Source organism: Tolypothrix sp. PCC 7712 (genome assembly GCF_025860405.1).
Taxonomy (GTDB): Bacteria; Cyanobacteriota; Cyanobacteriia; order Cyanobacteriales; family Nostocaceae; genus Aulosira; species Aulosira diplosiphon.
This window is the reverse complement of sequence record NZ_CP063785.1, coordinates 5444419-5469586: the sequence shown is the minus strand read 5'-3', so window position 1 is coordinate 5469586 and position 25168 is coordinate 5444419. Positions and strand designations below refer to the sequence as shown.

22 protein-coding genes are annotated in these 25168 nt (G+C 41.2%); 12 read left to right on the top strand and 10 right to left on the bottom strand.

What is annotated here, in order from left to right; all coding sequences use genetic code 11:
- Positions 1 to 312: 312 nt before the first annotated feature.
- Positions 313 to 1242, bottom strand: a complete 930-nt coding sequence (locus HGR01_RS22505; protein WP_096621743.1) for a fasciclin domain-containing protein — start codon at positions 1240 to 1242, stop codon at positions 313 to 315.
- A gap of 1063 nt (positions 1243 to 2305) precedes the next feature.
- On the opposite strand from HGR01_RS22505, the gene HGR01_RS22500 reads away from it, so the two are divergent.
- Positions 2306 to 3097 carry a glutathione S-transferase family protein gene (locus HGR01_RS22500; RefSeq protein ID WP_045874586.1) on the top strand — a complete coding sequence of 264 codons (792 nt, stop codon included), beginning with the start codon at positions 2306 to 2308 and terminating at the stop codon, positions 3095 to 3097.
- Between the two features lie 364 nt (positions 3098 to 3461).
- Here the strand turns inward: HGR01_RS22500 and HGR01_RS22495 are convergent, their stop codons facing one another.
- Both HGR01_RS22495 and HGR01_RS22490 read right to left on the bottom strand, forming a co-directional pair.
- Entirely contained in the window at positions 3462 to 4262 is an 801-nt protein-coding gene (locus tag HGR01_RS22495; RefSeq protein WP_045871464.1) for a COP23 domain-containing protein, read from the bottom strand.
- 71 nt (positions 4263 to 4333) lie between these two features.
- Positions 4334 to 5974 (bottom strand): M48 family metalloprotease, encoded by a 1641-nt coding sequence (locus tag HGR01_RS22490; protein WP_045871465.1) that lies wholly within the window; start codon positions 5972 to 5974, stop codon positions 4334 to 4336.
- A 324-nt stretch (positions 5975 to 6298) separates the two neighbouring features.
- Here HGR01_RS22490 and tnpC point away from each other — a divergent pair, with 324 nt between their 5' ends.
- The 5 genes from tnpC (at position 6299) to HGR01_RS22465 (ending at position 12936) form a co-directional block, all read left to right on the top strand.
- A complete protein-coding gene (tnpC, locus tag HGR01_RS22485) occupies positions 6299 to 7771 on the top strand; it encodes an IS66 family transposase (RefSeq protein ID WP_045868690.1) in 1473 nt (490 codons plus the stop codon).
- A 37-nt stretch (positions 7772 to 7808) separates the two neighbouring features.
- The gene (locus tag HGR01_RS22480; RefSeq protein WP_264267240.1) at positions 7809 to 9206 is read left to right on the top strand and encodes a DegT/DnrJ/EryC1/StrS family aminotransferase; all 1398 of its coding nucleotides are present in this window, start codon (positions 7809 to 7811) and stop codon (positions 9204 to 9206) included.
- Positions 9207 to 9646: 440 nt separating this feature from the next.
- The gene (locus HGR01_RS22475; RefSeq protein WP_045871471.1) at positions 9647 to 10303 is read left to right on the top strand and encodes a class I SAM-dependent methyltransferase family protein; all 657 of its coding nucleotides are present in this window, start codon (positions 9647 to 9649) and stop codon (positions 10301 to 10303) included.
- Positions 10304 to 10512: 209 nt separating this feature from the next.
- A complete protein-coding gene (locus tag HGR01_RS22470; protein ID WP_045871472.1) occupies positions 10513 to 11736 on the top strand; it encodes a glutathione S-transferase family protein in 1224 nt (407 codons plus the stop codon).
- Between the two features lie 195 nt (positions 11737 to 11931).
- On the top strand, positions 11932 to 12936 hold the full coding sequence (locus tag HGR01_RS22465) for an aliphatic sulfonate ABC transporter substrate-binding protein (protein ID WP_045871473.1): 1005 nt from the start codon (positions 11932 to 11934) through the stop codon (positions 12934 to 12936).
- A gap of 247 nt (positions 12937 to 13183) precedes the next feature.
- Here HGR01_RS22465 and HGR01_RS22460 read toward each other — a convergent pair whose 3' ends face one another.
- Positions 13184 to 13606 (bottom strand): GNAT family acetyltransferase, encoded by a 423-nt coding sequence (locus HGR01_RS22460; RefSeq protein WP_045871474.1) that lies wholly within the window; start codon positions 13604 to 13606, stop codon positions 13184 to 13186.
- A gap of 21 nt (positions 13607 to 13627) precedes the next feature.
- Here HGR01_RS22460 and cutA point away from each other — a divergent pair, with 21 nt between their 5' ends.
- A complete protein-coding gene (gene cutA, locus HGR01_RS22455) occupies positions 13628 to 13945 on the top strand; it encodes a divalent-cation tolerance protein CutA (RefSeq protein WP_045871475.1) in 318 nt (105 codons plus the stop codon).
- Between the two features lie 259 nt (positions 13946 to 14204).
- Here the strand turns inward: cutA and HGR01_RS22450 are convergent, their stop codons facing one another.
- On the bottom strand, positions 14205 to 15632 hold the full coding sequence (locus tag HGR01_RS22450; protein WP_045871477.1) for an MFS transporter: 1428 nt from the start codon (positions 15630 to 15632) through the stop codon (positions 14205 to 14207).
- A 160-nt stretch (positions 15633 to 15792) separates the two neighbouring features.
- Positions 15793 to 16845: an LLM class flavin-dependent oxidoreductase gene (locus tag HGR01_RS22445; protein ID WP_045871478.1), complete on the bottom strand. Its 1053-nt coding sequence runs from the start codon at positions 16843 to 16845 to the stop codon at positions 15793 to 15795.
- A 334-nt stretch (positions 16846 to 17179) separates the two neighbouring features.
- On the opposite strand from HGR01_RS22445, the gene HGR01_RS22440 reads away from it, so the two are divergent.
- Together HGR01_RS22440 and HGR01_RS22435 are read left to right on the top strand one after the other, a co-directional pair.
- Positions 17180 to 18142, top strand: a complete 963-nt coding sequence (locus HGR01_RS22440) for a TauD/TfdA dioxygenase family protein (RefSeq protein ID WP_052335245.1) — start codon at positions 17180 to 17182, stop codon at positions 18140 to 18142.
- Positions 18143 to 18344: 202 nt separating this feature from the next.
- Positions 18345 to 19298: a D-2-hydroxyacid dehydrogenase gene (locus HGR01_RS22435; RefSeq protein WP_045871480.1), complete on the top strand. Its 954-nt coding sequence runs from the start codon at positions 18345 to 18347 to the stop codon at positions 19296 to 19298.
- A gap of 279 nt (positions 19299 to 19577) precedes the next feature.
- On the opposite strand, the gene HGR01_RS22430 is transcribed toward HGR01_RS22435, so the two are convergent.
- From HGR01_RS22430 to HGR01_RS22415, 4 genes are all read right to left on the bottom strand, one after another.
- Positions 19578 to 20162: a beta-class carbonic anhydrase gene (locus HGR01_RS22430; RefSeq protein ID WP_045871482.1), complete on the bottom strand. Its 585-nt coding sequence runs from the start codon at positions 20160 to 20162 to the stop codon at positions 19578 to 19580.
- 277 nt (positions 20163 to 20439) lie between these two features.
- Positions 20440 to 20565, bottom strand: coding sequence for a hypothetical protein (locus HGR01_RS22425; RefSeq protein ID WP_255325243.1), 126 nt, complete (start codon positions 20563 to 20565; stop codon positions 20440 to 20442).
- Entirely contained in the window at positions 20562 to 21098 is a 537-nt protein-coding gene (locus HGR01_RS22420; RefSeq protein ID WP_228045754.1) for a hypothetical protein, read from the bottom strand. Before HGR01_RS22420 ends, HGR01_RS22425 begins: the two co-directional genes overlap by 4 nt.
- Before the next feature lie 32 nt (positions 21099 to 21130).
- A complete protein-coding gene (locus HGR01_RS22415; protein ID WP_045871483.1) occupies positions 21131 to 21946 on the bottom strand; it encodes a hypothetical protein in 816 nt (271 codons plus the stop codon).
- 754 nt (positions 21947 to 22700) lie between these two features.
- Here HGR01_RS22415 and HGR01_RS22410 point away from each other — a divergent pair.
- From HGR01_RS22410 to HGR01_RS22400, 3 genes are all read left to right on the top strand, one after another.
- On the top strand, positions 22701 to 23480 hold the full coding sequence (locus tag HGR01_RS22410) for a class II aldolase/adducin family protein (protein ID WP_045871484.1): 780 nt from the start codon (positions 22701 to 22703) through the stop codon (positions 23478 to 23480).
- 144 nt (positions 23481 to 23624) lie between these two features.
- The gene (locus HGR01_RS22405; protein ID WP_045871485.1) at positions 23625 to 24725 is read left to right on the top strand and encodes an LLM class flavin-dependent oxidoreductase; all 1101 of its coding nucleotides are present in this window, start codon (positions 23625 to 23627) and stop codon (positions 24723 to 24725) included.
- 5 nt (positions 24726 to 24730) lie between these two features.
- Complete coding sequence (locus tag HGR01_RS22400; RefSeq protein WP_045871486.1) at positions 24731 to 25165, top strand: GlcG/HbpS family heme-binding protein; 435 nt, start codon at positions 24731 to 24733, stop codon at positions 25163 to 25165.
- Positions 25166 to 25168: the final 3 nt, after the last annotated feature.

Below are 25168 nucleotides of genomic sequence, written 5' to 3'. Positions count from 1 at the left end.
AATAAATTCTTTGTAGGGGCACGGCATCCACAATCTTGTGGTATGTCAAATTATCTTACTGGTGCCGTGCCCATATCTACTGTCGCCTTGTGTTTTTAAAATGGTATGAAATTTTTTTAGAAATCAAATCAGATATCTATAGAAATTAGAAGCTATGGACTAGTATTTCTTCAATTGAAATAAAAACCCCGTTTAACGGGGTTTTTATGAGCTTAATTTCTATTTGAGAATGGGTAGATAAACTTAACGCAACTAGACATTACCCACCCCATAAAAATAGTTGCAGGCTCTGAATTTACTTCGACTTCAGCATTACAAATCCGGAGGCAAAATTACTTGATCGATTGCATGAATCACACCATTAGAGCCTGTAATATCGGCCTGAGTTACAGTAGCCTCATTTACTTTCACACCTGTAGCTGGATCAACTTTGACGTTGATAGCACCGCCTTCTACACTTTTCACTTCGCCTGATTTCAAATCGCTAGATAATACCTTACCGGGTACTACATGGTAAGTTAATATTTTGATCAAAACTTCTTTGTTTTCAGGCTTTAACAAATCCCGGACTGCATCTTGAGGCAATTTAGAAAATGCCGCATCGGTGGGTGCAAAAATCGTGAAATTATCTTTTCCTTCTAAAGTTGCAGTCAATCCAGCTGCTTTTAACGCTTGAGTCAAGGTTTTAAAAGATCCATTAGACTCTGCAATTGCTACCAAGTTCTTGTTTTGGGTACTGCTAGAATTTGGTGCTGGCTGAGTTTGGGTAGGAGCTGTGTTGGAAGGTGTTGAAGGTGTTGCAGAAGGTGTTTCTGTTGCAGGTGCTGTAGGTGTTGCAGAAGGTGCTTCGGTTGTAGGTGTAGTGGGTGCAGCTTCAGCAGGAGTGGTGGGGGTTGGTGCAGTTTCTCCACTGCTTGTGTTTGCACTGCTAGCACCGCGATTATAGGGAGGCTCGTTGAAAATACTGGGGTTAGGATTGAGTCCTCTTTTTTTGGTTTTCTGTGCTACCAAATTTCTGTTAGCAGTTGTGCCTTTTGCTGTATCTTGTGTAGCCTGAGCAGGTGTATAGTTACTGTTTGCCTCAATGCGTTGACTACGGCTATAGGGAGCCTCGCTAAAAATGCTAGGGTTAGGATTTGTTGCTTCCTTTGCTTGTGAAGGTAATGTAATCACAAGGCTGCATCCAGCTATTCCTACTATACCAGCAAGATTAGTTAGCAATTGGCTGTAATTGACCTTCATAAATTTTGTTTGTTTTTATTTTGCACAGGTTACATAAAGACTTATAACATTTTGCTACGCACAAAATCTCATCTAAGACGTAAGAAATTTTTTCCAAACATATCTAATATCACATTCCATGAGAACGTCATAATTAGTGAACAATAGTTGTGGTAATAATTTCCAGCTATCTTGCAGGCTCAAATAATGTGCATGAAGTGAATTAATTTATTTGCCTGAGTGAATATTGCTGAGTGCGATGATTAAGTTACTCATTTGACAATGCCAGTATCCAAAAGGTGCTAGTGGGTCGTGAGATAAATTTTTTAGATAAAAATCTTGCAACTCTAGTTATCAACTTAAATCATCATTATTCAAAGTGTTGTTACATTTTATACTTTATCTTTAGTAAGATTAAACTAGCTAAAAAATTTGCTCGCTTATTTCCAGAGTTTCCTATTTCAATGCAAGAGGTAATACATATTCTAATTTTTCAATTCAAAATTAGAAAAGCCAGATAACAAAAGGAATTCTGAGTTTGAATCTGTTCCTGGTTTTGGGCGAACAGTTGCGAAAAATTCTGGAATATTTTATTTTTACTTTGTCAACATACTTAGAAGTTAATCTTTGAGAAAATAACCCCACTTCCCCGCAGGATTATCAACCAGAGGTACATAATTTGGCGTGCTGGGCTAGGAGTTGGGGATTGGAGAAGAACGATTTTTATGTTTAGCTGACTAAAGGCAGGAATTCAAACAATACTTATAGTAAAATATAAAGTGATTTTTTATACGAAAGATTTTCAGTGATTTTAAAGTATGAGAAATTAAAATAATCAGTGCAAACTCAGGAATAAGATGTTAAGTTAATTTATACGTGAGTAGGTAAGCAATTTAATTATTTGATAATTGCATCCATAAAGAAAGATTTTTTTGATAAGCTTATAGATTTGCTAAAAAATATCTGAAAATTTAATTTTGTTGGCAATGAACTTCGTAAGTAAAAATTGAATTACCAAAACGATTACAGCAACTAAAGATACAATTAGTACAATTTCTCAATTCACTAGTTATAGGGTATTCAAATGCTGGAATTATACCAATGGGAACTATCCCAATACTCAGAAAAAGTGCGATTGATTTTAGATTATAAAGAGCTAAATTATCGCAAAATAGAGGTTACACCAGGAATTGGTCAGGTAGAACTGTTTCGCCTGACTGGTCAAAGACAAGTACCAGTTTTAAAGGATGGAAGCAGATATATTGCTGATTCAACAGAAATAGCTAAATATTTAGACTTAGAGTATCCAGAACGCCCATTGATACCGAAAGATCCCAAGAAAAGAGGTGCATGTTTATTAATAGAAGAATGGGCAGATGAATCGATAGGTATCAAAGGGCGGAAAGCACTATTTGCTGCTATTAGTCAAGACCAAAATTTTCGTAAATCCTTGTTACCCACTTCTACACCAGATATTCTCAAAAATCTAATTGAGGGAGTACCGCGTGATTTCTTAACGGTTTTAGGTGTGGGAGTTGGTTATAGTCCAGATGTAATTAAATCTGCGATCGCAGATTTAAAGCAAGACTTAGAAGCGCTGACACTGCTATTGGCAGATAGCCCTTATTTGCTTGGAGATGAACCGAGTTTAGCTGATCTGGCAGTGGCTGGTTTATCAATTTTACTGAAATTTCCCGAAGGGCCTTATTTAGATTTACCAGCAGAGCTTAAAGGTAAAGGTTTGCCTGGTTTAGGAGATAATCCAGATTATGCACCGTTCTTTGAATGGCGCGATCGCATTTATGCCCAATTCCGCAAACCCTTAACTGGTACTACCTCATCTGCAAGTAGACCAACTTCAATTCAAATTGATTGATAGGTTAACGGTTATAGAGCAATACGCTTGGGTTAAGAAAATTAATTGATCACAAAACCAAAAAACTAGTTACTCAACAAAAAAAACAGAACAATAATTTTGGAGGGGGTTTGGGGGACGCAACCGTCACCCAATCGGGGGTTTGGGGGAGAATCCCCCAATTGATCTGGCTTTTTAATTAAGTGACAAATCAATCACTAATGAGCTTAACCCAAGCGTATTGGGTTCTAGAGTCGTCAAAAATCAAAGAGACGCGATTAATCGCGTCTGTACTCAACAGTCATTAGTCGTTAGTTGATTTTCCTTATTTCCCAATTTCAAAGGATTGGGGAATAAGGAGAATCACGAAATTGAAATTCGGTAATTAACGACGGAATCTATTGGGGTCGAGGCGAACGCCATTTGGTTGTGGGCGGACAGTGGTTTGGGTGTTGGAACGGTTACGTAAGGCGACACCATTTTTTAACCCGCTACCATTACCACCATCTTTGCGATCGAGGAAAGGTTTGAGATTAATACCACTTTTAGATGCAGAAGCGCGATTACCACCTATTCCTGTACGACCTAAGTTATATAAATCACCTAATATATTTTGATTGTTGCGGTAGGTGTTAACAGCAATGGTTTGTTGACCGCTATCCGCAGTGGTAAGGTTTTGGAAGATGCTATTGCGGACAGTATAGGGGTCTTTATCGCGGGGTACTGTGAGGACAATCCGACAGCTAGGATCAGCCTCAGTGGTTACACAAACAATGTTCTCGTTATTTAACCGAGCAACTTGGAGTTCTTGTAAGCCATCTGGACGATAGGATTCTAAGCGTTGGGAAATTGTTTGACAGCGTCTGTTTACATCCCAACCACCACCTAAATTCTGAGGTGCAGCCCAAGCAAAGTATTGACCTGGTTGACTTTCCGGCTGATACATCACGGTATATTGACCGTTGTATGTTTGACAACTAAACCTCGTACCCTCAGCGGTAGGATAAGTTGTAGTGTTAGTTGCTGTACCTGTTGGTATCGGTGTAGTTGTGGTTGTGGATGTACCCGATGGTTCTGTGGGTACAACAACACTATCGTTAACTTGGGCAAATGCTACCGAATTACCCAAGAAACAGGATAAACCTAAACCACTTAAAAGCAGGAATTTCAAAGCGTGCGATGACATAAATCATCCTCTAGGGAAAATCTGTAGGGATATTGATACTTTCCGTGACGAAAAATTTTGTTTTTGGTTCATTAAGAACGCTGCTTTTTTTCTTCTTGTGATTTTTTCTCTTTGAGAAGCTGCTTGACTTTGGCTTGAATTTGTGCGTGTCTTTCTACACCTTCATAGGCGTAGCGGTTGTATTTGCTATTGGTAATCATAGCTTCTAGATAACTGACTCGCTCACTACCGCCAGGATGAGAAGATAACCATCTAGGAGGAGCATTTTTCTGTTGTTTTTCTAGTGTCACCATCAAATTACGTAAGCCATCAGCCGCATAACCTGTGGCGACAATCAAACGTGTACCGAGGCTATCTGCTTGACGTTCCATGTCGCGGCTGTAACTGAGGGCTGAAAGTTGCCCAATGATGCCACCTAAAGGAATATACTGCGTCACATTAGCAACGAGATTACCTTGGGTAACTAATTGAAAGCCGTGAGATAACACCACATGGGATAACTCATGACCGATTAACCCAGCTAATTCAGCTTCCGAGTTTGTTTTAGCGATCGCACCTGCATTAATAAAGATTTTGCCACCAGGCAGCGCAAAAGCGTTGAGTTCTTCTTGGGGGACTACAAAAAATTCGTATTTAAATTCGTTACGTCCTGCAACTTTGGCGAGTTTCTGTCCAATTTCATTGACGTAGGCGACTACTGTCTCATCGGTAATTTGTTTGAGTTCTTGTTTTGCTTGCTTGGCTACCGATTCTCCTATAGATTCTTCACCGCGTAGTAGCATAATCGTGGAATCTAGTGCCGAAAACGGCCCCAGCAAACTACCGCTAACAGCATAACCTAATGCACCCGTGAGAATATTAGCGATCGCATTGCCTCTAATTTCTGCTTGAATATGAGATTTATAACGCTTGAGATGCACATCTGCTAAATTAGCAAACTCTGGTGCTTGGGGATCTTTAGGGTTGAGAATGGCAAATTGACGCGCTGCTAAAGAAGCTTCCATCCATTTTTGAGCTTCTGCAAGTGCTGTAACTCTGGCTTTAATCAGTTCTGGTTGGTCTGGATAAAGGGAAGCTCCCCGTTCTAAAATATCTAAAGCTTGTGGAGAGCGATTATATTGTTTGAGAACTTCTGCAAATTTGATATGTCCGGGAATAAATTCCGGATACTGCTCAACTAATAGTTGTAGTGGGATTAAAGTCCGAGATTCTAGCTTCTTCGCTATCCCCGCCTCGGCTTCTCGCCAGTATACCTTACCTGCTGGGGATAGTTGCGTTGGATCGGTAATAGCTGCTTTACGTTCTTGAGGTTGACTAGTTTTCGCAAAAGGTTCTTTTACCTCACGGTAAATTTTCTCAGCTTCTGCAATTTGTCCTGCCTGATAAAGCTTGTCTGCTTCGATAAATTTTTGCTGACGCGCAATTTCTTCAGGAGTTGGTTCTGGTTCTGTCGCCGCATCTGGCTTTTTTGGTTCTGTAACTTCTGGGCTGGGGCTGGGTGTAGGTTGTGGTATGATTACAGGCTTTGGCGTTTCCGTAGGATTGGGAGTGGAACGTTGCAGTATTTCCCTCAGCTGTTGTTGGCTATTTGCAGCAGGTTCTTGTGCAGGGACGGGTGCTGTAGGCTGGGTAAGAATAATTAATATTGATGTGCCAAATGACAGTAACACCCAGTTCAAGGTTAACAGCAGAGACTTGCGATTTCGTTTCATGCTGGGTTCACCCCTGTAAAAGGTTAGTATTTTTACAATACATCTAAGCGGGTGATTTAGGGAAAAGGGTCAATCAATTTTGGATTTTGGATTTTAGATTAACCCTATGCATGAATGCTGGGGAATCAATTTTAGATTGTCGATTTTAGGTTGAATTCAACATTTAAAATTTCAAATTCGGTAATAGCTAAAGGTTTTGCTTTCTCTTGTTATTTGTATTTCTAATAAGCTTAAATAAAATGGAAGACATGGCTGTTTTTATATGTAAGGATTCAGGTGGCAGAGTATTGACAAAGGGATCGCTTGAGGAGGAGTATCACAGATATGAACCAAAACCTGCCTCAAGATTTAGACCGGGAAAGCTTGAACCAGTTATCGAAACAAGAACTGGTAGAGATAATCATTGAGCAGAGCAAGGTAATAGGTGAATTACAGAAAACAGTATTAGAACTACAGCAAGAAATAGAACGTTTAAAAGTCAGCAGAGATTTAGACAGCAAAACCTCATCTAAGCCGCCATCAGGGGACATCCTCAAAAAGAGTGAAAACAAAAAAGCAGCACCGCAAGAAGAATCAAATCATCCCAAAAGAAAGCCAGGTGGGCAACCAGGGCATCAAGGTAAGACCCGTAAGGGTTTTGGTAGAGTAGATCGTTGTGAAATCTTACGTCCAAGTGATTGTGTCTGTTGTGGTCAAAAAGCGTTTGCGGCTGTGGCAGTAAAAGTAGAAAAACAGTCTGTAGCGCAACTAGTGGAGCGTCCCATTGAAATAGTTGAGTATCAACGCCATACGTGCCAGTGTGAGTACTGTGGCAATATACAAACAGCCTCCTGGTCACAAGATATCATCCCAGGACAGGATTTAGGGATTTCTTTACAGGCATTTTTAGGATGGGCAAATAATTATGCACATATGCCCTATGAAAAACAGCAAGAAATGTTGTGGGAGTTAGGTCAAATTGAAATTGGGCTGGGAACTTTAGTCACCACAAATGAACGAATTCAAACAGCGATTCAACCAAGCATTACTGAGTTAAGTAATTGGGTAAAACAGACACAACCTAACATTCATGTGGATGAAACACCTTGGTCTGTCAAGGGAGTTAAAGAATGGTTGTGGGTAGTTGCCAATTCTGAGTTTTGCCTGTTTACTGCTGCTGACACTCGTTCCAGAGCAGAACTAGAAGCCATTTTAGGGGCTAAATATACAGGGGTAATCAGCAGCGATGATTTTAGTGTTTACAATGGCTATGCGGTGCCTGAGCAGCAGAAATGTTTGGCTCATCTACGCCGTCACTTCAAAAAACTAATTCAACTTCCAGGTCTTCACAACCAAGCTATTGGTGAAGCATTTGTGGATTTAATTGATGAAGCTTTTGGAAATTATGCCCAATGGTTTGAGACTCTTGACTGCGCCAGTTATAACGATTGGGTCAATCAATTCAAATCTAAATTGCAACAAACACTTGATGACTGGATTAACTTAGCCGGAGCTACAGCAGGAAACCTTTTACGTTCCTTGCGCGATAAAGCCTCCCAATGGTGGTATTTCCTTGACAACCCTGAAGTTCCTCCTGATAACAATCAAGCCGAGCGATCGCTGCGTTTGGCTGTGACAAAACGTAAAGTTAGTGGTGGTTCCCGTTCGATGGAGCGGTTTCAACATACTGCCAATTTGTTGACGGTGGTTCAAACCTGTCGTCGTCAAAGTCTGTCTGTTATTGATTTTTTTGTACAAGCACTAATTGCTGACTCTATTAATTCTCAGTCTCGCCCTTCTCTAGTTCCTCAATTTTAGACCTGAATCCTTACCAAAGTTTTTTGTTTTGTCCCATATGCGAGGACATATATCAGATTTAGACACCATCAAACACATTTGCGAGCAAGCGGGAATTTATTTAATAGAAGACTGCGCTCATAGTTTAGGTGCTGAATGGGATGGAAAATTAGTAGGATATCATGGGGCAATTGCTTGCTTTAGTACCCAAAGTTATAAATTACTTAACTCTGGTGAAGGTGGGTTGATTGCCACCAATAACAAAGAATTGGCAGCTTATTGTATTCTAGCGGCTGGTTCTTACGAAAAATTGTACAAGAAACATCTTGCTCGTCCATTGGATGACAATATATTTGAAAAACTGAAGCCTTATGTTCCCAATTTTAGTTTAAGAATGAGTAACCTAACTGCTTCTGTCTTAAGACCTCAAATAAAATTTTTAGAAACCAAAATATCTCAAAACAGACAAAAGTATGATCGGTTAGTAGAAATTCTCAATTCTGTCAGGAATATTTATATTCCCTTGCCTTTAGAACAAGTTAAGCCTGCACCTGACAGTTTACAGTTTAATCTTTTGGGATTAACTTCAGCACAGGTTGATGAATTTGTTCAGCAAACTAGCAAGAGGGGTGTTGCAATCCAAATTTTTGGAAGAGACGATAATTCTCGCTATTACAAAAACTGGCAATACTCATTTACAGAATTACCCAATCTAGAGAAAACAGAATCGATTATTTCTTCGGCTTGCGATATCAGATTGCCATCAACTTTTGATTTCAATGATCTCAATTTAATAGGCTATATTATCAAAGATGTTATCTATAAAATCCTCAGAGAAGATAATCGTCAAGATTATCCAAATGGATTAACCGACTACTTTGAAAATATCGAAGAAGTAAGAGGAAAATATGATAATTGGGTATCATTTTATGACCAGGAACATTACGATAACGGTTGGACGATTTTACTCAACCATGTTGCTTACACTTTAATATCGTATTTAAAGAAAGACGATTTAATTTTAGACATTGGATGTGGTACAGGTTTATTAGGTCGAGAACTCATTTCTTACGGTTCAAAAAATCTCCAAGGTCTTGATATTAGCCAACAGTCTTTAGACATATTAAAAGACCTAGATATATACAAAGCTTTGCATCTGGAAGAGTTGGGTAGCACTCTTTCTTTTGCTGATAATACGTTTGATGCTTTAGTATCAACTGGGGTTTTTACTCGCAATCAAGTTCCTTTAGAAAGCTTTGAAGAACTGATTCGGATTCTCAAGCCAGGTGGTATTTTTGCTGTTGTTCTCAGAATAGAAGATGATGAGTTTTATTACAAACCTATCAAAAATTATTGTGCAATAAACATGTGGCAAGAAATTTTAAAAACAAGAATCAGTGTATTACAAAGCTGTAACCACGAACTAGTGATTTTGCGGAAGCAGAATATTTTGTAGATGAAATTAAGGTAAGGTAAAGAAACCTAACCGCCATGCTTCCTTAAGCGTCCGCCGTAACGCATAAGTATTATTTAAAACCTTCGGTTTTCTACTCCCCCCACGAGATCGCCCCTAAAAAAGCGATCGCATTTTTTTACTTAGCCAGTGCTTCGCAAGGAGGGTGAACAGTAATGGTTAACTCAATACAAGACTACAATTGATTCACAGCTTTTATTTAGAAACGATTTCTTAACAGATTTTCTTACTAAGTCTCCTGACTAAGATAAATACGCTCGCGGAACAGTATTGTCAGCAGACTTGATTTTGCAGCTACTTCTATGATACTGTGCCTTCATTGCAAAATACTGTTAATCGATAGATTTGCCGTAGTTAATTATTGTGCAGTGTGACAAGTACGCTGCAAAGCCACAGTTTGCAAGGAATGGGAATCACCCCTTATGCCAAAAGATTGGTTTGAATGGCACGATCTCTATAATACGGAAGCAAAATTACAACAACGCCTAGAAATCGTGCGGGAATACATCACCTACAGCTTAGATGCATCACCAGCCGGAAGAATCCGTGTAGTGAGTGTTTGCGCTGGTGATGGTAGAGATTTACTTGGAACCTTAGCAAATCACCCCCGCGCCCAAGATGTCTATGCAAGACTGGTAGAGTTAAACCCCAATTTAGTTGAACGTGGAAAAGCAACTATAGAATCATTGGGTTTAGCCAAGCAAATAGAATTTATCAACGGTGATGCAACTATCTCCGCTAATTATGTAGGCGCAGTACCCGCAGATATTGTGATTGTCTGTGGTGTGTTTGGTAATTTAGCTGATGAAGCTGAACTTAAACGCTTGCTAGATAACTTGAGTTTTCTCAGTAAAAAAGGTGCTTTTGTTCTCTGGACTCGCGGACATTCTAACGGTACTGCTTACTCTGATACTGTGCGGAAAGTTTTACAAGCATCTCAATTTGAAGAAGTTAAGTTTAAACTCACCGCCACTGGAGATATGGGAGTAGGTATTAATCGTTATGTTGGTGAAAATTTACCTGCACCGAAAGAGCAACAATTATTTGTATTTTCTGGCGTTCCCCATAAAGCTAGATAATTCGTAATTCGTAATTCGTAATACCCTACGGGAAGCGCAAAGCGCTACGTAATTAAATTGAGGGTTAGAGTCCTCAGTTGAAATCACCATTTATTACGTAATTACGAATTTTTAATCCCTTTACCCCTTCACCTTTCCCCCTTTCCCAATCCAATAGGATTGCTCTAAGTTTCGAGGTCGTCCGACATATTTTTAAATAGGTGTCAAAAATGGCTATTCAAGACGCTGTATCTAATTGGGAACAACTGTTAGAAACTGCTCGAAAAAATACCCCAGCGCGCCGGGTAAAGAGACCAGGACAGTCTCCATCTACTGCACCTATACCCAGCAGTTTGCATAAACTTCCCCCAGACACTCAAGCACCTGTTTTGTTATATCGAGATACTAATTCTTGGTGTCCTTTTTGTGAGAGAGTTTGGTTTGCTTTAGAAGAAAAAGAAATTCCTTTTGAGACAGAGTTTATCGATTTAAGTAATAAGCCAAAATGGTACACTGATTTAGTACCGACTACCCTTGTACCTGGTGCAAAAATTGAAGGCAAGTTAGTGTATGAATCTAAAGATATTCTCTTAGCTTTAGAAGCACGATTTCCTACACCAGCCTTACTTCCAGAAGATTCAGAAGAAAATGCTGTTGCTAGACAATGGGTAGAGGAATCAGAAACTAACGGTTTTAGAGATATTGCTTACAAATTCCTCAGAGAAAAAGTTACAGATGCTGATGAATTAGTTAAGTTACAAACAGAATTTGAAGCTAAATTAGATGAACTTGAACAAACTTTAGCTAAATATCCCGGCCCCTATTTTCTCAGCAGCTTTAGCTTGGTAGATATCCTCTACAGTCCCCATCTCGATCGCTTGGCGGCTAATTTACCAGTTTATCGACAGTATCATATCAAAGGTAATCCCCGTTACCCCCGAATCAACGCTTGGTTTGACGCACTCAATCAACGCCCAGCTTATCATCGGGTGAAATCGGATAATATCACCAACAATTTACTTTTACGCCGCAGATGGGGTGTAGAACCGATTGGGAATCCTTTACCCTTAGATCCAGCAGAAAGCGAAGCTATAGAGTTTCGTGCAGAAGCGGCGGAAAGATTGAGCGATAATCGAGAAAATGCGATCGCAGATATTTTGAAAAATTCTGGCGTTCAAGCTTTAGCTATAGATGGTGATGTTTCCGCAGTACAAGAGGTGGTTGATTTCCACCTGAGATTGCTTGCTGATTACCTCATCAATGGTAACGGTGAACCCCTACCAGGTGGACGCACAGGTGGTAAAGATAGTACTATCGATCCCAAGATAGCGGCAATTGGTGCAATTACCCTCGCCTATGTGCGAAATCGCATCTGTGCGCCCAGAGATATGAGTGCTGGTGCTGCAACTGCATTCCGCGCTGCTGCTGATAAGGTTTTGGCTTCTCTTTATTAATTTTCATCGGTGACGGGTATTTACTTGTCACCTTTTCAACTGCAAATATGATAACCCGTCGCTATATTTCAATACGGTTCAGTTAGCATTAAAACCATGATTTTACGTAGGTTGGGTTGAGGAACAAAACCCAACATTATCGCGGCTTTGTTGGGTTTCGCTATCGCTCTACCCAACCTACAATTATCTGCAAATATGAAAACCCGTCGCTATATTTTAATTGCGATCGCCACTTGTGTATTAACTTGGCTTTTAGCCTTAGCTGGCTGTAGTTCGCAAAATACCTCACAAAGTAAAGTTTCTCCCGTTGCACAACCCTCTGCTAGTTCACAGATAAAGGTGATTAATATCGGTCACCAAAGCGGTACACCTGGACTAAATTTGCTGAAGGCGCAGGGATTATTAGAGAAACGCCTAGCACCAGAAGGTATCCAAGTTAAATGGATATCCTTCCAAGGTGGGCCGCCAATGATGGAAGCAATGGCAGCTGGTAGTGTTGATATTGGCAACGTAGGAAATCTACCGCCTGTATTTGCTCAAGCTGGTGGTAATCCCATCCTCTATGTAGCGGCGACGGGTTCAAATGCAGGCGCTCAAGCTATTATTGTACCTAAAGATTCTCCTATTAAAACCCTTGCCGATTTAAAGGGTAAAAAATTAGCAATTCAAAAAGGAACAGCACTACAATACTTTGTCCTCAAAGCTTTAGAAAGTGCAAAACTGACGCTAAATGATATTCAACCTGTTTACTTAAAAATTCCCGATAGTACCACAGCATTTGAAGGTGGTAATGTCGATGCGTTACCTATTGGCGATCCTTATTTGGCTTCTAAAGAATTAAATGGTAGCGTGCGTGTATTAGTTAGAGGTTCTGATGTCGCACCTCAACGCGCTTTTTACATTGCCACAGAAAATTTTGCTAAAAATCACGCCGATTTAGTCAAAATTGTTTTAGAAGAACAAACAAAAGTAGAAGATTGGGCGAAAGCTAATCCTATTGAAGTTGCCAAACTTTTGGCAGTAGAAACTAAATATAAGCCAGAGGTTTTGGAATATTCTTTAAAAAATCGTCCTTATTTTGGTGTCTTTGAAATGAAGGATGAATATATTGCTGAACAACAACAAGTAGTTGATTTGTTTTACAGTCAAAAGCTGATTCCTAAAACATTTCAAGTTAAAGATGCTATTTGGAAACCTTAAGTAAGTTTAGTCATTTGTCATTCGTCATTCCTCATTGGTAATACCAATTCAAATAATGTTTGCGACACATCAATATATTCTAGAGGGCAAGGCAGTGCCTTGCCCCTACAATCTGTCGCATTCTTTTTCAAATTGGTATAAAGATTTCAAGCTCATTTATATTTCTTAATACAGTTATATTGATTTCTACGACTTCCTGAATAAGATGATATATTTAGCTATTCACACAACAAAATCTTGTTACTAATTACAAACGTTTGCCCATACTTATAACATCATCTATTTTGAATCCTAAATGCTCATAAAATTGAATAACATCTTTATTGGAATTACGGATCTGGATGTTAATTTTTGGGCAGTTCAATAACTTGAGTTTAATAGTTGCTTGCTCAACCATATACTTACCAATACCTTGTCGTTGATACTCTGGTGTTACAGCTAAATAGTTGAACCAACCACGATGGCCTTCATATCCTGCCATGAGAGTGGCAATAACTTCATCTTCAATTAACCCAACAAAGAATAACTCTGGTTGTACTTGCACTTTAAGTTTAATATCTTGTTTAGGGTCATTCCAAGGTACTACTAAATTACACCGATACCATAAATTAATTACTTGTTCTTCATCTGGCTCTTGATAGGGTCGCAGCAATAAATTTATATTTTGCATTTTATAGTAAAATATTTTTCTATGAAACTATATTACATCACCTTAAATAATACAGATGAAGCTCGCCAGATTGGTCGTGCTTTGTTAGAACAAAAACTAGCTGTTTGCGTTAATTGGTTCCCGATTACCTGTGCTTATATATGGCAAGGGGAAATTACAGAAGAGCCAGAAGTCGTGCTAATTGTCAAAACTCAAGCAGGTTATCGCCATGAAATTGAACAATTAATTAGCCAGCACATTAGTTACACTAACTTCATTGCGGAGATATCACCGACTAATATTAATGACAAATTTTTAGCATGGTTGAATGCTGAGGTTCCCATACGTTATTCAGAGTAAACATTGGCGATGAGCAGCAGTGAAAAAAGTATTTAGAGTACTCCAAGTAAAAAAATGCTCAATTGTCATTGCGAATGGAGCGAAGCGGAATGAAGCAATCGCAAGGGCTGAGATTGCTTCTCTGCGAGACGCTACGCGAACGCTACACTCCGTTTCGCTCGCAATGACAGGTTTTGGATCGTTTATTTTTTGGAACACTCTTATTGAAAATTTTAGAGCAGAAATTTAGAAGCTACATTTGCTCATACGCTGGGGGAGTTCACTGACTTTGATTACGTAATCTCAACACAGAAGTAGCCGCAGCAATACAAAGAATTAGCGCTGCAAACCGAAAGGTAGCTTGGAAGCCTGTGACGATCGCATCCGGAGGAGCCACAGATACATCTGCACCTGCTGCTACACTGGCGATTAAGCCGCCAAACACTGCACCTATCAGAGAAACGCCTACAGTATTACCGGATGTGCGTGATAAAGAGAGTAGTCCCGAAGCAATCCCTAGCCTTTCCCGAGATACTGCACTCATAACAGTGGTGTTATTGGGCGATTGAAATAAACCTAGCCCAATACCGTAAATAAAATAACGCGATATATAACCCAACTCAGTAATTTGAGCATCAAAGGTACTGATACCCAAACAACCACCAATCATCAATCCCAGCCCCAGGGAACTAATTAATTTTGCACCAAAGCGGTCTGCAAGTATACCAGCAAGTGGAGCAACTAATCCGCTAAGTATAGGCGAAAAAGCTAAGAGTAACCCAACTTTTACTGTTGGGTAGTTCTTCACTCGCTCTAAAAAGAACGGGGTAATGAGTAGTGAACCGCCAATTACGGTGAACGCTAGCCAGCCACTCAGCAAACTCATACTCAGCTGAAGATTGCGGAATAGGTGCAATTCTAATAATGGTTGCTCGAGAATAGCTTCTACTACCAGGAAAGTGATAAAGCTGAGGGCTGCGATCGCAAGTAATACGATGGTGTTAATACTGCTAAAGCCTTCACTTTGCCCAAAGGTCATACCTAACCCAAAACTACCCAGAGTCCATAAAGCTAATAAGGCTCCTAAGGGGTCGAATGTTTGTTTGCTTTCACTAGGGGTAGATGGTGGTACTAACCGCGCCATAAGGAAACTAGCTATGATCCCCAAAGGGACATTGATCAGGAATATACTATGCCAACCTGACAAGTTCAACAGCAACCCCCCAGCAGAAGGGCCAAAAGCAATCCCCAGTGACACGACACTCCCAATAATGCCAACCGCCCGACCTCGTTCGGAAGCTGGGAAGACTTCTGTGATAATTGCCAAACCAAGGCCAGAGATAAATACTGCACCAAGTCCCTGAAGTGCCCGAAAGCCAATCAACCACTCAATGCTAGGTGCAAGGCTACACAACAATGAACTCAAGGTAAATACAATCACCCCTGCCTGATATAGGGGTTTTTTGCCCCACATATCCCCTAGACGAGTTGCGCCTAAAACTAAACCAGAACTGACTAACTGATAACTCAATACAGCCCACTGGGCCATAGGAAAACTAGTGTGAAAGCTTTGCACCAAAGTGGGTAATGCCACATTGATAATGCCCACATCTAGGGTAGACATGAATACACCTAATCCGACACCTAACAAAACCCAAGATTTTTGAGAGGTGGATAAAGTCAGAGATTGTATTGGCAGTTGGGACAATATTTAGTCTCCTTGTGTAGATGGTTGGGGGTTGGGGATTGGGGACTGGGGATTGGGGATGAGAGAGATGAGGGAGATGAGGGGGATGAGGGGGATGAGGGAGAAATAACTAATGACCAATTACCCATTACCCATTACCCATTACCCATTACCCATTTTCCTATACAGGCTGTAAATGCCTTACACGTGGCATTATTTCTTCGGCAAAACGGGTCATTTCCCGTACAAAAGGATTGAATTGCAGCATAAATGTATCGATACCTGCATCAGAAAAAGCGGCAATTCTTGTAGCAACTGTATCATAGCTGCCAACTAAGCCTGCGGCTGTGCCTCCATTACCACCAACGGCGGGATTTTTAGCGAAGAGTCGGAACATGACTGCATCTGGATCGACACCTTTCGCTACGCTTAATTTTAAGTGTTCTTCCTGTTTCTGGAGTTCTGTAAGTCGCTGGAGTTCCTCTTGGGCTTCTGCGTCGGTAGGTCGAGCAATGACGAAGGCTGATAAACCAAAACGCACTGGTTGAGGTAGCAATCGCGGACGGCTCAATACTTGTTTAATTACCTGACGTACATCTTCGATAGGCTGACCGTTGATAAAGTATATATCTGCTTGTTCAGCCGCTAAAATCTGGGCGGGATCGGATGCACCTCCCAAGTAAATTGGGGGATGTGGTTTGGCGATGGAAGTAGGACGTAAGCTTAAATCTGTGATTTTGAAATATTCTCCCTCAAAGTTAACCTTTTCCCCACTCCACAAAGCTCTGACAACTTTTAACCATTCGCCAGAATAGCGATAACGTTCATCATGGGGAGGAAAGGGAATATTGGTACGTTCCATTTCTGGACGAAACCAAGCGCTAATCAAGTTGATGGCAAAACGTCCGCGACTAATTGCATCTATCCCTAATGCCATCTTTGCTAGAACAGCCGGATGGAATAGTAAAGGTTTAATGGCGGCGATAATTTCAATTTTTTCTGTCGCCTCAGCTAAAGCTGCAGAAGCAGTCCAAGTTTCTAGCTGCTCTAACTCTAAACTGCGTGGGTTGGCGAGATGCTGTGCCACCAAAGTTGTAGCGTATCCCAAGCGTTCAGCTGCTAAAATTAGCGATCGCGATCGCTCATAACTTGCATCGATGGGTTCTTCTTGAGTATCTAAAGGGCCAAAGTTACCACCAACAGGTGCCCAAATACCATAACGTGGTCTTGACATGGTGAACTCCAAGTTAATTGGGGAATGAGGAGATGAGGTAGGGGAAATACTGTGTTGGATTATTTTATAATACGGTAAATTTATCGAGTTAGTGTATTATATTGAAAGTTGCGATCGCTTCCTAATGATCGCTTCCACTTCATAGCAACAGAAGTCAATACTTGTCGGTTAAGGGCAAAAGGGGAAGAGGAAAAGGGGCAAGAAAAAACCTTTAACCCTTACCCTTTCACCTTTTCCCCAAACCAAATTCTGAGTTAAAAATCCTTAACCGAGCAGTATTGCAACAGAAGTAGACGAGTGCAAACAAACCCAGGTAAACCTCTGGAGAATTTTTATGAGCAACAAGCATATTGAAGTCAAACCAGTAGCTGGTCACATCGGTGCAGAAATCGGTGGTGTAGACCTTTCTCGTCCTCTATCCGATAAAGCAGTAGCCGAAATTCGCCAAGCATTATTGAAGTGGAAAGTCATATTTTTTCGCAATCAGAACATTGACCACGCAGCACAGATTGCTTTCACATCTCGTTTTGGCGAAGTAACTTATGCACATCCCCACGAGGATGAACCAATCGAAGGCTTTGCCGAAATCTTACCAATCGACCGCAGCCGCTACGAACGGAAAAACGGTCTGCGTCGTTCCAGTTATGAAAACCGTTGGCACACTGATGTGACAGCAGTTGTTAACCCACCAGCAGGCTCGATTTTGCGTGCAGTTAACGTCCCTAGCTTTGGTGGTGACACACAGTGGACTAATTTAGTTGCTGCTTACGAGGGACTATCCGCACCAGTGAAGGCGCTAGCAGACACATTAAAAGCACAACATCACTTCAATGCACGCTTGCGTTTATCCAGCAGCAGCAAACTTGCAAAACGCATCGCCGCCAATCCCCAAGTTTCCATTCACCCAGTCGTGCGGGTGCATCCAGAGACAGGCGAACGTGCATTATTTGTGAATCCTGGCTTTACCTCCCACATTCTAGACGTATCGCCTCAAGAAAGCGATTTACTACTAGAATTGTTCTTCAATCAAATCACAAAGCCTGCTTATACCACCCGCTTCCATTGGAACAATGGTGATATTGCCTTCTGGGACAACCGCGCCACCGCACATTTAGCACCCCAAGATTTAGATCATATAGAAGTCGAGCGCGTACTTTATCGCACCACTATTACTGGTGATATCCCCGTTGGCCCCGATGGCTTCCGATCGCAAATAGTCGAAGGTGAGCCTTTAACTAGCGAATTACCAACCGTATTGAAAAACAAAGCCGAACAGCGACAACCCGTGCTTTCATAAGTCATATATTTTTCAACTAGGCTGCTGATATACTTCACAGCCTAGTGGTTCACCACATTGATTTTGATGGGGAAATCAAATTTTAAATTTCTCTTCTTTCCTTCTCACTTCGTGTACTTCGTGCCTTTGCGGTTCGTTTTTTGCCCATCGGATTTAGTGTGGTGAACTACTAGTTTAGCTAATAACAAATGACCAATGACAAATGACAAAACTAATTTTACCAATAGAGCTAACTGCTGAAATTGAGCCAAAGTTACCATCAGATACAAAATTTGTCCGGGTAGATAGTGATGGTAATTTTGATGGCGATCCCAGCGATGCAGAAGTTTATCTCAATGGCTTTAAATTAAAGCCCACGACTCTACATAAAGTGCTAGAAACTGCGCCGAGAATACGTTGGCAACAAACTCCTAGTGCGGGTGTAAATCATATTCTCACACCCACTTTTCTTGAACACGATATTCTCTTGACTAATGGCGCAGGAGTTCATGCAATTCCCATTTCGGAATTTGTTTTGACTTTGATTCTCTATCACGCCAAGCAGTTACGAGAATTGCAAGCGGCTCACGATCAGCAGCATTGGCGCAAAAGCTGGTTAGTACTACCAGAGTTAGCAAATTCTACTGTATTAATTCTCGGTACTGGAAATATAGGACAAGCGATCGCATCTCGTCTGAAAGCATTCGGAACGCGAGTTTGGGGCGGTCGTCGTCGTCCAGAAGCTCTGCCAAATTTTGATAAAATTGTTGGTCAAAATGAATGGCACGCCTTATTACCAGAAGTTGACTATCTAGTTGTCGCCACACCTTTGACACCAGAAACCAAAGCTTTAATTGATGAAAAAGTACTGCGATCGCTCCCTAATCATAGTTATTTAATTAATGTCGGTCGGGGTGCGGTTGTGGATGAATCAGCATTAACTAAAGCCTTAACTGAAGGATGGATTGGAGGTGCTGCATTAGACACCGTTTCTATTGAACCCCTACCATCAGACAGCCCTCTATGGTCGTTACCTAACCTTTTAATTACACCTCATACTTCCGCAATTTCCCCAGCATTAAAAGAGCGCATCGCCGCCTTATTTCTGGATAATTTAGAGCGTTTCCGAAATGGTCAACCTTTACGGAATGTAGTCAATAAACAAGCAGGATACTAATACCAATTTCAACAAAAGAATGCGACAAATTTTAGGGTCATGGCAATGCCATGCCCTCTAGAATATTATTGATGTACCGCAAACATTATTTAAGGGATTTTCTGAAAAAAATTATCCCATTTCCGAAAGAAGATATTTTTATTTTTCCCCCTGCTCCCCTTCGGGTTCGCCAGTCCCCCATCGTGACGGAGACCGCCAAGACGGGGGCTGGTCTCACCTGCTCCCTGCCCCTCTGCCCACACTATGATAGTATATTTTTTTAGTTGAAAGTCCCTAAATTTATTTCTTAGCTTGACCAACTTTTGTGGCTTCAGGTACTTCAATTAATTGCCCAGTTTTAACATCATAAATATAACCATAAACAGGAATTTCTGGGGGAACTAACGGATGTAAACGAATCCTTTGCACATCTGCGTAAACACTTTGAGCTAGATCATCAATAGTCAACCAATTGATAAACTTACCTTCGTTTGATCCTGATTCAGACCCAATATCAGACCAACCATTTTCATCTAGTTTGGCTGTTTTGAGGCTACTAGCAAGTAAGTTACCCATAATTTCATTAGTGAAGGTTTCCATCCCACAATTAGTATGATGAATGACAAACCATTCACGAGTCCCAAGTAGTTTGTAAGAAATTACTAAAGAGCGAATTGCATCATCGCTAGCACGTCCACCTGCATTGCGAATTACATGAGCATCCCCTTCAGCTAATCCAGCAAATTTAGCTGGGTCAAGTCTCGCATCCATGCAAGTGAGAATTGCAAACCGACGAGCTGGCGGTATGGTGAGATTACCCTTATCGCCGAAGTTTTGAGTGTAAGTAAGATTAGCTGTCAGAACTTCTTCTACAATTTGGCTCATTTTTAATCTTGATAAGCAAGCACTTGATTCGCAGAGCAAAAGCCAGATTTCTACCTCTAGACCATAGTTTCGAGAAAATTACTTATCTAAACTACAGTAACTTGATAGAAATTTGCTATTTTATAAAAAGTAATCTCCCACAAATTAATATAAAAAGCAAGTTAGGAGGCTCCAAAAAATAAATTATTCTGCTGAAAGTCGTTGACGGTTGACCTTTCATATTGAAGAGTCAACCGTCAAAAATACCAATGGAATATTGTTTTACTTCAGAAACGCTTTACCATTTCTGGTCAGGAACCCAATTGAAATTTTTATCTTTGACATCGATTTTCTTGGGAATAACTTTGAGTTCGTAGAAGCTATCTGCCATATTTTGCAAGCCAGAGAGAACTTCATCAGTCACAGGTAATACTTTGCGATCGCCTCCTCGCTACTTTGTTGGGCTAATACTGCATCACCAATTGTTGATGTCAGCTTATTAAACCAAACTTGGGGCAAAATATGATGCTCATAATGCAGTTCCCAAGCAATAAATCCTAGCCAGTTACGATAGGGTACATCTTCGAGAAATTCCCAATGGCGTTCGGCTTCTTTACGGATATCGTCGATCGGATCGCGTCCAGTTAGAGCAATGACTCTTTCCCGAAAAGCGATCGCATGTGCGCCGTCATCACCGATTTGTCTGCTCAAAATTAAATGCAAATCTGGATCGGGAATCAATAAGATTGCCTTACTTGCAGCTTGCACAATAGATAAATCGTGACCACCAGTAGCAGCCCAATATTGATAGAAATGCTCTTTTTCCTCTTCTGTAATTGGCGGACGGCTGGGATGTTCGCGAGTTAATGGTACGTGTGGCGCGTGCTGGCTAAAGAGTTTTTCCAGGTTTTCTTTTTCAAACTCTACACTCCAGCTTCGAGTTAAAGTTGCAGCCATAATAGGTTCCTTGAAGTATTGTAGATTGCGTCTTAATCGTCAATGCTGACGAGTTTGGGTAATTGAGAAACTGGAATATCTAGGAAGTAAGAAAGTACTTCTTGTCGCCAAGTATCGTAAATTACACCTGTGTTCTCAACTTCAATACCCAGCGCCCGACGGCTAACTTTTTCATGCTCTTTTAAATAGGGATTGCGACGGCGTTGCACTTCTTCGTCTGCTTCGATAACCTGTGCAGCTAACTCAGCTTTTTCCGTTGACGAAGCTTTGTCAAATTTACCTAACCACCACTCTGCAACACCTGCACGGTGGAATGTTTCGTCTGGGATAATTCTCGCTGTTGCAAAGCTGGAGGATTCTGGATCGTATAGCCTTGATAAACGGCGATTTAATGAACCAATGGCAACAATATGATGTTCATAATGCAGTTCAAATGCTAAAAAGCCTAACCAACCACGTCGGAGTATATCTCCCATAAAATCCCAATGCTTTTGTACTTGCTTTTGAATATCGTCAATGGGATCGTGACCAAATAATGCTTCTACACGGCGACGAGTATTTTCTGCGTGTGCGCCATCATCACCCAACTGGCGACTTAAAAATAACTGCAATTCTGGATCGGGAATTTTATCAATAACGTTGGCGACAACTTGCACAATAAATAAATCATGGGCTGCACCACCCACACGAAAATGGTAGAAATTTTCTAGTTCTTCGGCTGTGGCGATCGCTTTTGGCTCTTGCAAGCGCTTTTTCGGAATATGGGGCGCGTGTTTATCAATTAGCCTATCAATTGTTTCATTTTCAAATTCAATTGTCCAAGCGGGACGACTAATAGTAGCAGTCATATTTTGCTCCTGTGTGTGAGTTGTTCACTGATGTGGAACAGAGCCGATTAATCTACCAATCTTGAATTTTTGTAACGCGAATTTATCAGTTGTAATTTCGCGTCTGTTCTTTGTCTGTTCGTAAAATTTAATGATGTGTTACGCTATCTAAAATTTGTGATTATCCACACATTTTCTGCAACTGTGGGATAGTCTTTAGCTCATAATTAGCTAGGGTTTAAGAAAAAGGTGAGCCTAGTTCCTGGAATTGGAAATTTAATTCTTATGGCTAGGCTTAGACAAAGTTTTTGAGAACCTTGGTAACCAGTCTGTGACAGTTAATCTTGAGTTTTTCAAGCCACAAAATACGGTAAATTGACCAATAAACCGTAGTTTATAAATATGAGATTTGCATACATGACGATAAAAAACAAGGGGTAGTATTCTTAAGCTTGCTTCTTGAGGTGAACTATGGTAGGTTCATATTGCATAAAATACAGTAGCTCGACTGACTTACCGTAGTTTAATAAAAAATGTTGCTAACCGAGTTTAAAGAGTTGCTGTGCTAGATAATTTCCTACCTAACTTTGGATAAATAGTAATGAGCCGGAAGATTTTATTAATTCAGTGCGATCGCGTCTGTTAAAAAATTTCATCAAATAATTCTGCCAATAGTTTGACGATGCAGTCATTTGAATTGTTACGCCTCATATATCAGGCTGTTTTATGGCTGTATTGATTTTAGATAATCTTCTATTCATAGGAATCGAGAATCATGGTACAAACTTCCATCGTCCGCAATGGTACTCTTCTTAAACCACCAACCTTTACCTCCACAGAAACAGAGCGTCGTCATCGCAAAGAACGGTTAGCAGCAGCTTTACGGATTTTTGCCCGCTTAGGTTTTGCTCAAGGATTAGGAGGACACATCACAGCCCGCGATCCTGAACTTACCGATCATTTTTGGGTAAATCCTTTTGGGATTCATTTCAGCCGCGTGCGCGTTTCTGACTTAATCTTGGTGAACGCTGAAGGTGAAGTTGTTCAAGGTAACGGCGCACTCAATCAAGCAGCTTATGCTATTCACTCCCAAATTCACGAAGCCCGTCCAGATGTAGTGGCGGCGGCTCATGCTCATTCCTTCTATGGTAAAACTTGGTCAGCACTAGGTCGCTTAATCGATCCGATTACTCAAGATTCTGCGGTTTTCTACCAAGATCATGCTTTATTTGATGATTACAAAGGTATTGTGTTAGATACCAGCGAAGGAAAACGCATTGCTGAAGGATTAGGTAATAAAAAAGCGGCAATCCTCCGCAATCATGGATTATTAACCGTAGGACATACTGTAGATGAAGCGGCTTGGTGGTTCATCCGGCTAGAAGATGCGACTAAATCCCAATTGCTAGCCGAATCCGTAGGTAAACCCATTCCTATTGAGCATGATCTCGCTTTGAGTATTCAACAACGTAATGGCACTCACGAAGCAGGTTGGCGCGCATTCCAATATTTATGGGATGAAATTACCCGCGATCAACCAGACTTATTGGAGTAACACCGTTTCACGTTAATTATGATGCATACAAAGACGCTGGTAGGGGCATGGCAATGCCATGCCCTTGGGCGAAATCTATATGTATCAGGGTTGAAATAGTCTAAAAGGAAACGGGAAACAGGGTAGTGTTCAGGAGAATGTATCATGCCAGTTGAGTTTATCGGCTTAATCCGCACCAAACCTGCTTCGGAGTTAAATAGTGTGCCAGGTAGCTTGGCGGATGATATTATTGACCCCGCTTATGTGCGTGAGTTTGCCCAAGCCCATGAAAAAGGGGATTTTGATAAAGTACTAATCGGCTATAGCTCTAGTAGCCCTGATGGTTTTACCGTTGCAACCCATGCAGCTGCATTTACAGAGCGCTTAGGCTTTTTGATTGCTCATCGCCCAGGTTTTGTCGCACCAACTTTAGCAGCACGCAAAGCAGCTACCCTCGACCATTTCACCAATGGTCGGATTGCAGTGCATATTATCACTGGTGGTAGTGATGCAGACCAGCAAAGAGATGGTGACTGGCTCGACCATGACAACCGCTATCGCCGTACAGATGAGTATTTAGAAATTGTTCGTCGTGTCTGGACAAGCGATACACCCTTCGATTACGAGGGAGAATTTTATCGTGTTAAAGATGCTTTCTCTGCCATTAAACCACTGCAAAAGCCTCATATTCCCCTTTACTTTGGCGGCGCATCTGGCGCAGCAGTAGAAGTAGGAGCCAAGCATAGTAACGTTTATGCATTGTGGGGTGAGCCAATAGCGGCAGTTAAAGAACGAATTGCTCAAGTTAAGGCTGCTTTACCTCCCGATCGCTCTATCCGCTTTAGTGTATCTCTGCGTCCTATTTTGGGTGTCACAGAAGAACAGGCTTGGGAAAAAGCCAGAAATATTTTAGGGCGGATTCAAGAACAACGGGGAGGTGCAAAAGTCGCGCCCCCAGCTAGACCACAGGCGGTAGGTTCGCAAAGGTTATTGGATTTTGCAGCTAAAAGCGAGATTTACGATAAGCGTTTATGGACACCGATCGCGGCTGCTACTGGTGCGGCAGGTAACACAACTGCCCTAGTAGGAACACCAGAACAAGTTGCAGAGGCTTTAGTTGATTACTATGACGCAGGTGTCACTACTCTGTTAATCCGGGGCTTCGATCCGCTACAAGATGCTATTGATTACGGGCGAGAAGTCATACCGCTAGTACGTGCAGAAGTAGCAAAACGAGAACGCCAAGCTGTTGCAGTTGGGAGATAACAATTATGGTACAAACATCTACATCTACGAGAACTGTTGAATTAATTACAGCTGATACCGCATTAGCCGCAGTCAAAGCAGGTTTAAAAGAAAGCCAAAATCTAGGCGCTAATGTATCGATAGCTGTTTACAACTCACTTTTAACTTTGGTAGCCTTTGCACATGGTGATGGCGCACCGCCTCACAGCGTAGAGACTAGCAAACGCAAAGCCCAAACAGCAGCTTCGATTCGTCGCCCTACAGGAAACTTTGCCGATCATCTGGCTGTGGCGTTACCTCTAGCTTCTGGTAACTTGCTAACAAATCTCGGTGGAGGTTTACCTATTCGCTTTGGTGGTGTTCATGTAGGAGCCATTGGGGTTGGCGGTGGTACTGTTGAGCAGGATATTGCGATCGCTAAAGCCGCGTTAAGTGCGATCGGTGCAGAACCAATAGATTAGTTA